8 protein-coding genes and 1 pseudogene are annotated in these 10,192 nt (G+C 67.0%); 4 read left to right on the forward strand and 5 right to left on the reverse strand.

Features of this window, described 5'->3' with window-relative positions; all coding sequences use genetic code 11:
* The first annotated feature begins 48 nt into the window (after nucleotides 1-48).
* Nucleotides 49-1,383, forward strand: a complete 1,335-nt coding sequence (locus G9373_RS19155) for a DUF1254 domain-containing protein (protein ID WP_167116186.1) — start codon at nucleotides 49-51, stop codon at nucleotides 1,381-1,383.
* Nucleotides 1,384-1,455: 72 nt separating this feature from the next.
* Here the strand turns inward: G9373_RS19155 and G9373_RS19160 are convergent, their stop codons facing one another.
* Nucleotides 1,456-2,010, reverse strand: a complete 555-nt coding sequence (locus G9373_RS19160; RefSeq protein ID WP_167116189.1) for a YceI family protein — start codon at nucleotides 2,008-2,010, stop codon at nucleotides 1,456-1,458.
* A gap of 103 nt (nucleotides 2,011-2,113) precedes the next feature.
* Nucleotides 2,114-2,692 carry a TetR/AcrR family transcriptional regulator gene (locus tag G9373_RS19165; protein WP_007299213.1) on the reverse strand — a complete coding sequence of 193 codons (579 nt, stop codon included), beginning with the start codon at nucleotides 2,690-2,692 and terminating at the stop codon, nucleotides 2,114-2,116.
* 86 nt (nucleotides 2,693-2,778) lie between these two features.
* Here G9373_RS19165 and G9373_RS19170 point away from each other — a divergent pair, with 86 nt between their 5' ends.
* The gene (locus G9373_RS19170) at nucleotides 2,779-3,630 is read left to right on the forward strand and encodes an alpha/beta hydrolase (RefSeq protein WP_005571312.1); all 852 of its coding nucleotides are present in this window, start codon (nucleotides 2,779-2,781) and stop codon (nucleotides 3,628-3,630) included.
* Nucleotides 3,631-3,640: 10 nt separating this feature from the next.
* Here G9373_RS19170 and G9373_RS19175 read toward each other — a convergent pair.
* Nucleotides 3,641-5,343: pseudogene (locus tag G9373_RS19175) on the reverse strand (2-isopropylmalate synthase).
* Nucleotides 5,344-5,511: 168 nt separating this feature from the next.
* On the opposite strand from G9373_RS19175, the gene G9373_RS19180 reads away from it, so the two are divergent.
* The gene (locus G9373_RS19180) at nucleotides 5,512-6,168 is read left to right on the forward strand and encodes an FCD domain-containing protein (RefSeq protein WP_167116192.1); all 657 of its coding nucleotides are present in this window, start codon (nucleotides 5,512-5,514) and stop codon (nucleotides 6,166-6,168) included.
* 32 nt (nucleotides 6,169-6,200) lie between these two features.
* Here the strand turns inward: G9373_RS19180 and G9373_RS19185 are convergent, their stop codons facing one another.
* Both G9373_RS19185 and G9373_RS19190 read right to left on the reverse strand, forming a co-directional pair.
* Nucleotides 6,201-7,334, reverse strand: a complete 1,134-nt coding sequence (locus G9373_RS19185) for a YbhN family protein (protein WP_005258597.1) — start codon at nucleotides 7,332-7,334, stop codon at nucleotides 6,201-6,203.
* A gap of 28 nt (nucleotides 7,335-7,362) precedes the next feature.
* Nucleotides 7,363-8,820, reverse strand: a complete 1,458-nt coding sequence (locus G9373_RS19190; protein ID WP_005258596.1) for an adenylate/guanylate cyclase domain-containing protein — start codon at nucleotides 8,818-8,820, stop codon at nucleotides 7,363-7,365.
* Nucleotides 8,821-9,008: 188 nt separating this feature from the next.
* Between G9373_RS19190 and G9373_RS19195 the strand changes: the two genes are divergently transcribed.
* Nucleotides 9,009-10,192: AI-2E family transporter (locus G9373_RS19195; protein ID WP_167116195.1), on the forward strand; the 1,184-nt coding region annotated here is incomplete at its 3' end.

Below are 10,192 nucleotides of genomic sequence, written 5' to 3' on the forward strand. Positions count from 1 at the left end.
GCCGGTATGGAGACCCGACGCGTATCCGAGACGAAGAACAGGATTGCCGTGACGAACCAGACGTTGTCCGATCTGGCATCTCATGCCTACATCTACGGATTTCCCCTCGTCTTCAACTTGGACCAGGTCCACCGGTATGTCCACGAGGGAGTCGGAGCGAATCCCGCAGCAGGGTTCAACACCTTCAGCCATGCGCGAGCCTTAGCCGGCCCGGCAGACACGTTCGTGACCATCAACAACGACACCGTGTACTCGATGGCCCAGATAGATCTGTCCGTGGGACCTGTCGCCCTGCACGTTCCGGACACTGCCGGCCGGTACTACGTGCTGCAGTTCGTCGACGCCTGGACCAACAACCTCGCGTACGTTGGCCACCGCGCCACCGGCACCGCCGCCGCCGATTTCCTGCTGGTGCCGCCGGGCTGGAACGCCGGCGAACCGGGCGACGCCACCGTCATCACGTTCCCTACGACCATTGCCTCGATCGTCGGCAGGTGGGGATGCTCCGGCGACGACGACCTTCCGGCTGTTCATGCATTGCAGGATTCGACCACTCTGACCGTGCTCGACGCCGGCACCCGACCCGCGGGTCTCCCGTCGCCGGATCCGACGGTCGGCACCGACCTTCGGTTCTTCGAGAAGCTACGACTGTGGTCACAGGCCTTCCCGCCGGCTACACGCGATCGCGCATTGCAGGACTCGTTCGCACCGCTCGGAATCGACCGATCCGGCCCCACTCCCTACTCGTCACCGGACGACGAGACGGCGGCAGCTCTGCGGGCAGGCTTAGCTGCCGGTCGTCAAAATCTGGACACGGTACTGAAAAAGGGGTCGAGTCCCGAAGTCAACGGCTGGAAGCTGACGTTCCACGCCTTCGACTACAACCTCGATTTCTTCGAAGTCGGTTCGCTCGACGACGCACGATTCAAGATCGAGGACCCGACCTTGCGGATCATCGAGCGGGCTGCCGCAGCCAAGGGAGGGCTCTGGGGGAATCACCCCTACGAGGCGGCATACATCATGACCTACCTCGACGATCAGGGCCGGCAGCTCACCGGTTCGAATACGTACACACTCCGCCTCGATCCGACTCCGCCCGTTGACGCATTCTGGTCGCTGACCATGTACTCGGTGCCGGACTTCTTCCTGGTGAGCAACCCGATCAACCGCTATTCGATCGGTGATCGCACCCCCGGGATCGTGCGCGACGAGGAGGGGTCGTTGACCATCACCATCAGCCACACCAAACCCGCGAGTGATGCCGCGGCCGCGAACTGGTTGCCCTCTCCCGCAGGAGACTTCCGGCCCGTACTCAGAATGTACGAGCCCGCACCATCAGTGCTGGATCAGACGTACGTCATCCCACCGATCACCAGAATCTGAGACTGCGAGCGAACGACAGTCCCAGGTCGGAACGGGCACTCGTTCACTACCGCTGATATCGACGCCCATGGGTCAGGCCTGCAGGCCGGCCTCGATCTCGAGGGTGATGGTGATCTTGTCGCCGACGACGGCTCCGCCGCCTTCGAGGGGCATGTCGATGGTGATGCCGAAGTCCTTGCGGTTGAGGACGGTGGTGGCTTCGAAGCCGGCGACCGGGCCGTTGCCCATGCCGGGGTTGACGCCGTTGAATTCGAGGGCGAGCTCGACGGGGCGGGTGACGCCGTGGAGGGTGAATTCGCCGTCGACGACGTAGTCGTCGCCCTTGGCGCGGACGGCGGTGGAGGTGAAGGTGGCGGTGGGGTACTGCTCGGCGTCGAAGAAGTCGGCGGACTTGACGTGGGCGTCGCGGTCGGTGTTCTTGGTGTCGATGGATGCGACCTGGATTTCGGCGGTGACGGCGGCGGTGCCGTCCTCGGCGACGGTGATCGCGCCGGTGAAGTCGTTGAAGGTGCCGCGGACCTTGCTGACCATGAGGTGGCGGACGGAGAAGCCGACGGTGGAGTGGACGGTGTCGATGGCCCAGGTTCCGGCGGTGAGGTTGGGCAGGGTGGCGGTGGCGGTGGTCATGAAAACTCCTCGGATCGTCGACTCAATTAGTTGAATGTTCAAGTTCTTGTAGGTTCAACTATGAACCCGGTGGATTTCTTCCGCAACCCGAATGTGACGCCTGTCACTCGCGCGACGGGAGGCAGGCCCGCGCGGCGGCGAGGACCGTGGCGCCGGCGGCATCGAGCGGTTCGGTGCTGCGGAGTGCGCGGGCCAGGACGAACGCGCCCTCCAGGCTGGTGACGAAGCCGAGGATCAGACGCCGCGCATCGGTCTCGGCGAATCCGCGGGCGCGCAGCAGGGCGCTGCCCGAGTCGATCCAGCTCGTGAATACGTCGGCCGTGGCCACGCGGAGCACCTCGTTGGTGCTCGCGACCTCGAGTGCGACCGTGGCGATCGGGCATGCGTCCGCGTAATCGGTGGCCACCAGGGTCTCGCCCGCCAACCGGAACCCCACCTCGATCCCCTCGAGGATGTCGGGATGCGCGTCGAGGATGGAGAACACGAGCCGGGCGTACTCCTCGCCCGACGAGCGGATGACCTCCTCGCCGAGTTGCTGCTTGCCGCCGGGGAAGAAGTGGTAGATCGACCCGAACGGGGCGCGCGCCTCCGCCGCGACCTGTTTGAGTCCGGTCCCGGTGTATCCGTTGCGGCGGAAGAGTTCGCCGCTGGTGCCGAGGATCCGGGCCTTCGTGTCTTTCACTTTCCTGCCTCCGACCGTTGCGCTCGGTGCCTACCTGATCGTAACGTGAATTTCAGTAGAACGATCTATCAAATGGAGTGAGCGCCATGAAGCAGATCGACCTCTCCGCAGGCACCGTCGAGTACCACGACACCGGTGGCGACGGCCCCGTCCTCGTGTTCATCTCCGGACTGACGATCGACGGCACCGTGTGGCGACACGTGGTGGAGCGGCTCGTTCCGGACTTCCGCTGCATCCTCCCCATCCTCCCGCTCGGCGCGCACCGCATTCCGATGCACGAGGACGCCGACCTCTCGTTGCGCGGCCTCGGACTGCTGATCGGCGAATTCCTCGAGCGACTCGACCTCGCGGACGTCACACTCGTGCAGAACGACTGGGGCGGCGCGCAAGTGTTCATCGCGCTCGGTGACACCAGCCGCGTCGCGGCGCTCGTCCTCACGCCGTGCGAGGCGTTCGACAACTATCCGCCGGGAATTCCCGGTCGCGCGATAGGTGTCGCGGTGGCGATCCCCGGTGGCCTCGCCCTGACCATGCAGGCGTTGCGATTCCGGGCGATGCGCCGGGCGCCGGCGGCGTGGGGCTGGATGAGCAAGCGACCGGTACCGAAACCGGTGATGGACGGCTGGTTCCGGCCCGCGACCACCGACCGCCGGGTGCGGCGAGACCTGCGCAAGTACACGACATCGCTGCCACCCAAGTCGACGCTGCTGGACTGGGCGGAAGCGAACCGGAGCTTCGACCGGCCGGTCCTCGTGCTGTGGGCCGTCGAGGACAAGGTGATGCCCCGCGACCACGGCCGGCGGTTGGCGGAACTGTACCCGCACGCCCAACTACGGGAGGTCGAGGACAGTTACACGTTGATGCCCGAGGACCGGCCGGACGTGGTGGCGGAGGCGATTCGCTCCTTTGCGGCTTCGCCGCCCGTGAGTACTTCTTAACGTCCGGCGGTTAAGAAGTACTCACGGCTCGATACACCGCCCGGATCGCGGAGGCCGTCACCGACTGATGTGAGCCCATGCCCCACACCGTCCGATCGCCGACGCGGCACTCCGCCAACGTGATCGCCGCGCTGTCGCTATCCGACTTCTGCGAGTGCTGAGTCAGGGAGAGGACGTCCACGTCCACGCCCTTCGACGCGAGGACATGGGTCATCGCCTCGACGGGGCCGGTGGCCACCGCCTCGCCCGACACTTCCACACCGTCGACGTCGAACACGACGAACAGCCGGTCACCGTCCGCGCCGTGCTCGACGGACCAGCGGCCGAGGCCGCCCCGATAGCCGTGCTCGGCGCAGAACAGCGTCCACAGTTCCTCGGCCGTGATCTCGAGCCCCGACGTGTCCGCCGCCTCCTGCACCTTCGCGGCGAAGTCGATCTGGAGCCGCCGCGGCAGCGTGACACCGTATTCGGTCTGCAGCAGGTGCGCGATGCCCCCTTGCCGGATTGGCTGTTGATGCGGATGACGGCCTGGTAGTCGCGTCCTACGTCCGCCGGGTCGATCGGCAGGTACGGCACCGCCCACGGTGCGCTCCTCGCATCCAGCCCTGCTGCTGCTGCGGACGCCCGATGCTCCGCGAATCCCTTCTTGATCGCATCCTGATGGGTACCGGAGAACGCCGTGTACACGAGGTCGCCGCCGTAGGGGTGCCGCTCGTGAACGGGAATCCGATTGCAGTACTCGACGGTTCGCCGCACCGTGTCGATGTCCGAGAGGTCGATCATCGGGTCGACGCCCTGCGCGTGCAGATTCAGGGCCAGCGTCACCAGATCGACGTTGCCGGTCCGCTCACCATTGCCGAACAGGCAGCCCTCGACCCGCTGCGCACCCGCCAGCACCGCCAGTTCGGCGCAGGCGACCCCGGTGCCGCGGTCGTTGTGCGGGTGCACCGACAGGATGACCGACTCCCGCCGCTCCAGCTGCCGGTGCACGTACTCGATCTGATCGGCATACACGTTGGGCGTCGAGACCTCCACCGTGGCAGGCAGATTGTGGATCACGGGACGGTCGGGGCTCGCGTCCCACAGTCGGGTCAGGCTGTTGCACACGTCGAGCACGAAGTCCGGCTCGGTCAGGTTGAACACCTCGGGTGAGAACTCGAACCGCCGGCCCCGAATGATCGCCGGCGCCGCGTGCCACCTCCTGCGCTGCATCGAAGATCAACCGGTGCAGCGCTTTCCGGTCCTTGCCGAGCACGACGGAGCGCCACGTCGGCGCCGTCGCGGTATACATGTGCACCACGACGTTCCGCAGTCCCTCGACCGCCTCGTACGTCCTGGCGATCAGATCGTCGCGGGCCGCGGTGAAGACGACGATCGTCACGTCCTCGGGCACCAGGTCCAGACGCACGAGGTCGCGGACGAAGTCGAAATCGGTCTGGCTCGCGGACGGTATCCGACCTCGATCTCCTTGTAGCCGATCGAGATCAGCAGTTCGAAGAACGTGCGTTTGCGCTCCGGATCCATCGGCTCGGCGAGGGCCTGGTTGCCGTCGCGCATATCGCCGGGAACCCACAGCGGGGCGGTGGTGGTGCGTCGCGCCGGCCAGGTGCGGTCGAGGTCGGGGACGGGAACGCGGTCCCAGATCGCGCGGTAGCGATCGGAGGGCATCGGCGAGGGTTGCTGGGTGTTCCAGGTGGGGACGGTGCTGGTCATCACGGTCTGCTCCTCGGAAAGGGGGTGCACGAGACGACCGACGCGGCGAAACCCCGCGGCAGGGTGCCGGCCTTCAGGCCCCGCCGCGGCAGTGGAGGAGAAGTCCACGGAACGCCACGGCGCTAGACAAGGAGAAAATCACTCATCAGACAACCTGAGGAGTTCTGAGTGACCTCGTCGATACGACGCCACCTGCTGACGGACCAGGCGGCGGACCTGCTGCGCTCTCGGATCGAGAGCGGTGAATGGGAGGTCGGCGCCAAGCTCCCCGGCGAGACCACACTGGCCGCGGAACTGGGCGTCGGACGGTCGACGGTGCGCCAGGCCGTCCGGATGCTCGCGGGCCTCGGCATGCTCGAGTCGCGGCAAGGGGCCGGCGTCTTTCTCCGCGGGTCGTCGCCACGGCAGGGCTGGGACCGGGTGCTCCGGACCGAGGAGATCCGGCACGTCGTCGAGGTGCGTAACACCGTCGAGATCGAGGCGGCCCGGCTGGCCGCGGCCCGGCGCGGCGAGGACGATGTCGCGGCGCTCCGCCAGGCCCTGGACGCCCGGTCCGCAGCGTCCGGAACCGGGGCTGCCGCGTTCGTCGACGCAGACATCGCCCTGCATCGCGCGGTCGTGGTCGCGGCGCGCAACCCGGTGCTGACCGAATTGTTCGAGACGTTCGTCCCGCGGCTGCGCGAAGCGATGCTCGACCTGATGGACGTGCTGGACCTGACCGCGCACAGTGAGCCCGACGCGGACGACCACCGACTGCTGGTGGAGGCGATCGCGGACGGCGACGCCGAGCAGGCCGTCCGGATCATGCGGCTTCGCCGCCTGTGAGTACTTGTCAACGTCCGGCGGTTAAGAAGTACTCACGGCTGGGAGTCGGGCTCGGGGTCCCCGGTGTGCTTCGTGCGCTTGGTGGTCGGTGACGATTGCTCCCGGCGCTCGAACTCGAGGTCCATCTCCAGGTCCTCGTGCTGGTTGTGCCGGAACAGGATGAAGAACACCACCCAGCCGACGATCGCGACGAGGATGTAGCTCACGACGCGGTAGACGAACACCGCCGCGAGGGCCTGCGACGCGGTGGCTCCCGCCGCCGTCAGCGTCGCGATCAGGGTGCCGTCGACGAACCCCAGCCCGCCCGGCGCGAGTGGAATGCTGCCCACGGCCTTGGCCGCGGCGAACGCGATCAGCAGACCCGCGAACGACGGTTCCGCGCCCACCGCCCAGCAGGCGAAGCCGAGGCACGCGACGTCGGCGAGCCGGTGCACCGCCGACCACCCGAACGTGATGACGGAATCCCTGCGGCTCAGCTCGACCGAATCGAGCTGGCTCAGGATCTCCTTCCACCGTTCGACACCCGTCTCGGGGGGATTCTTGCGGAACTTGTTGTACCGGGTGAGCACCCAGTGTCCGATCGACTCGATCGAGTCGGGGTTACGTGAGATGTATCGCAGTCCGTAGAACAGTCCGAACGCGGCCACCAGCGACAGTGCCAGCGTGACCGGACTCACCTTGGTGCCCACCGCGAACGCGCCTGCAGCGCCGAGCAGCGCGAGGCTGCCCGCGGCGATCACTCCGGAGATCGCCAGCTGCCAGGACGCGACGATGGGGGTGGCACCCCACTTGCGGGTCTGCTTGTAGGTGAAGGCGGTCGAGAACACCTGACCGGCCGGCAGGCTCACGGCCATCGCGGTGCTCGCGTAGATCACCGACACCGACTTCAGCTGGCTGACGACGACCCCACCCGCCTGCAGCAGCCGCTGCTGGACCGCGCCGTACCCGCTCAGGGAGACGGCTTGGGCTGCGATACATGCCGCGACCCACCCCCAGTGGATCTCGGTGAGTGCTTTCCACGAGTCGCTGAGGGTGGGCCACAGGTAGATGCCCTCGACGGTCAGCAGGGCCAGGAGGCCGGCGCCGAGTAGCCATTTGATCCACCAGTATCGGCTTCGCTGCCGAGGAGGCTCGGCAGTGGGCGGGTCGGATCGAGGCTGGGCCACCTGGCCAGCGTAACCAACGGGTAGCGGATTACTCCGGATAGTCCTCCGGCCAAGCCAGATGGGTGTTGCGGCGGCGCCCCCGCAACTGGACCTGTTCGCCGAGTTCCCAGTGCGCCTGTTCGTCGTCGTCCGCGAAATACAGGGCGCTCGTCGAGGCCAGCACACGGCTGGGGTGGAGCTTGGCGAGTTCGGTGAGCCGCGACGCCTCGTTGACGGGGTCGCCGATCACCGTGTACTCGAAGCGTTCGGCGGCGCCGATGTTGCCGGCGACGGCGAGGCCTGCGGAGACGCCGATACCGACGTCGAGGCCGGTGATCTCGTTCAGCGCGAACCGCAGCTCCCGGGCCGCCGCCAGCGCCGCCGTCGGTGCGTCGGGGCGGTCGAGCGGGGCGCCGAAAATCGCGAGAGCCGCGTCACCCATGAACTTGTTGACGAAGCCGTGGTGCCGGTCGATCACGTCGACGACGACGCGGAAGAACTCGTTGAGCAGGTTCACGACCTCGCCCGGGGGACGCTCCGCGGCGGCGCCGGTGGAGCCGACCATGTCGACGAACAGCACCGCGACGAACCTCGTCTCCCCGCCGAGTTCGGTACCGAACTGCAGGGCCCGCCGTGCGACGTCCTCACCGACGTGCTGACCGAACAGTTCGCGCAGCAGCCGCCGTTCATCCGATTCGCGCATCATGCGGTTGAACCCGACCTGCAGTCGCCCGATCTCGCTGCCGTCGAACACCTCGACCCGGACGTCGGTGGCGCCGCGCTGGACGCGTTCGATGGCCCGTCGCAGCTGCTTGATCGGGTCGGAGATCTGGCTGGCCGTCAGCATCGACAGCGCGAACGCCTGCGCGATCGCGATGATCGACAGCAGCATGATCGCCCACGCGAGCGCGTTCGGGGAGAACACCAGGTCGGTGGTTATCTGCGTCACGCACAGCAGGATGATGCCGATGACCGGCATCAGCGTTCCGAGACCCCACGTCATGGCCATCCGGGTACCGACACCGGGTGCCATGGTCCGGTCGAACTCGCCCTCGCTGAGCGCGCGGGCGGCCACGGGACGCAGGATGCGTTCGCCGAGCATGTAGGTGAAACCGAACGTCGTGGTCGCGGCCATGCAGACGGTGACGATCACCGCCACCGCGAGTTCCGGCATCTCGGTGATGGTGAGCAGCACGAAGATGATGCCGCCGAGGATCCACAGCACCAGGTGCACGATCGCCTGTCGCAGCGGTGCGTGCAGCGCCGACATCTGCTCGCTGCGCGTCGGCGGACCCCCACGCAACTGCCAGCGGACTACCGACCTCAGCATCATCGCCGCGGCCGTGAGACTCACCACGGCGGCGAACGCGAGATAGCCACCGAAGATCGCGACGTTGCGGACCCGGTCGGCGATAATTTCCTGCGATTCGGGGATGGGCACGCCGTAACGCACGAACGCGAAGACGAGGATGGCGCCGATGAAATTGGCGAGGAGCATCGAAACCATATAGAGCGGCCATCTGCTGCGGACCGTCGCCGCGATCGCTCTATAGGATTTCCGCACGCCGTTCAATTTAGCGGGGGGTGTACCGGGTGGCGTAGGACACGTCCCCTAAAAGGCGCATATGCGTGCCCTGCGCGCGTGTTTCGCACGCGAATCGCCCGGCACTGTCCGAACCTCGATACGCTCCGCACGTGAACGCGAACGAGCAACGCTCGGACACTGCCGCGGTAACACAGGGCGGGGGTCACCCCTCGGCGTCCGTGCACCCGGTGGTGCGGGTGGCGGCCGAATGGACGTGGCGGCTCCTCGTCATCTTCGCGGGCCTGCTGACCCTCGGATACATCGTGACCAGGCTCGACACCGTCCTCATTCCGGTGGGCCTGGCGCTGCTCTCGTCGGCGCTGCTGGTGCCGCTCGTCGACTGGTTGCAGGGCAAGGGCGTGCCGCGGTCGGCTGCCGTCCTGGTCGTCCTCATCGGTTCGATCGGCATCGTCGCCGGGATCATGACGTTCGTCGTCGAGCAGTTCATCGAAGGTCTTCCCGGCCTGACCGAACAATTCGAGGCGAGCGTCACACAGATCCAGGGGTGGCTCACGGACGGCCCGTTGCACTTCAGCGAGGATCAGATCCGGCAGGCCGGCGACTCGGTGGTGAAGTCCATCCAGGACAACCGCCAGCAGCTGACGAGTGGGGCACTGACCACCGCCACTGTCGTCGGCGAGATCTTCACCGGAGCCCTGCTGACGCTGTTCACCCTCATCTTCTTCCTCTACGGCGGATCTCAGATCTGGGAGTTCGTCACCCGCCTCGTCCCCACCGCGTCGCGGCGACGGGTCCGGCTGGCGGGGAGTCAGGGGTTCGGCTCGCTGATCGGGTACGTCCGGGCCACGGTGGCGGTGGCCGCCGCGGACGCCATCGGAATCGGCGCGGGACTGGCGATTCTGGGAGTTCCGCTCGCCCTGCCGCTGGCGTCGCTCGTGTTCATCGGTGCGTTCATCCCGATCGTCGGTGCGTTCCTCACCGGGTTCCTCGCTGTGCTGGTTGCCCTCGTCACCAAGGGATTCCTCACCGCGCTGATCGTGCTCGGCATCATCATCGGGGTGATGCAACTCGAGGCCCACGTGCTGCAACCCCTGCTGCTCGGCCGCGCGGTCCGGTTGCACCCGCTCGCGGTGGTGCTGGCCATCACCACCGGCATCGTGCTCGCCGGGATCGTCGGCGGCCTCCTGGCGGTGCCGATCGTCGCGCTGCTGAACACGGCGGTGCGCTCGCTCATGTCCGCGGATCCCGAGGCCACCTACGACGCACTCGAGGTCGACGACCCGGCAGTCCCGCTCTATCCCGCCGAGGCCGACGTCCCGCACCCGCCGCATCC

It is taken from the genome of Rhodococcus sp. A14, assembly GCF_011603105.1.
Lineage (GTDB): Bacteria > Actinomycetota > Actinomycetes > Mycobacteriales > Mycobacteriaceae > Rhodococcus_F > Rhodococcus_F opacus.

Bases quoted from the DNA above. Each gene is read 5' to 3' on its own strand.
- G9373_RS19160 (WP_167116189.1), bottom strand. From the start codon at position 2,010: ATGACCACCGCCACCGCCACCCTGCCCAACCTCACCGCCGGAACCTGG.
- G9373_RS19190 (WP_005258596.1), bottom strand. From the start codon at position 8,820: ATGGTTTCGATGCTCCTCGCCAATTTCATCGGCGCCATCCTCGTCTTC.
- G9373_RS19170 (WP_005571312.1), top strand. From the start codon at position 2,779: ATGAAGCAGATCGACCTCTCCGCAGGCACCGTCGAGTACCACGACACC.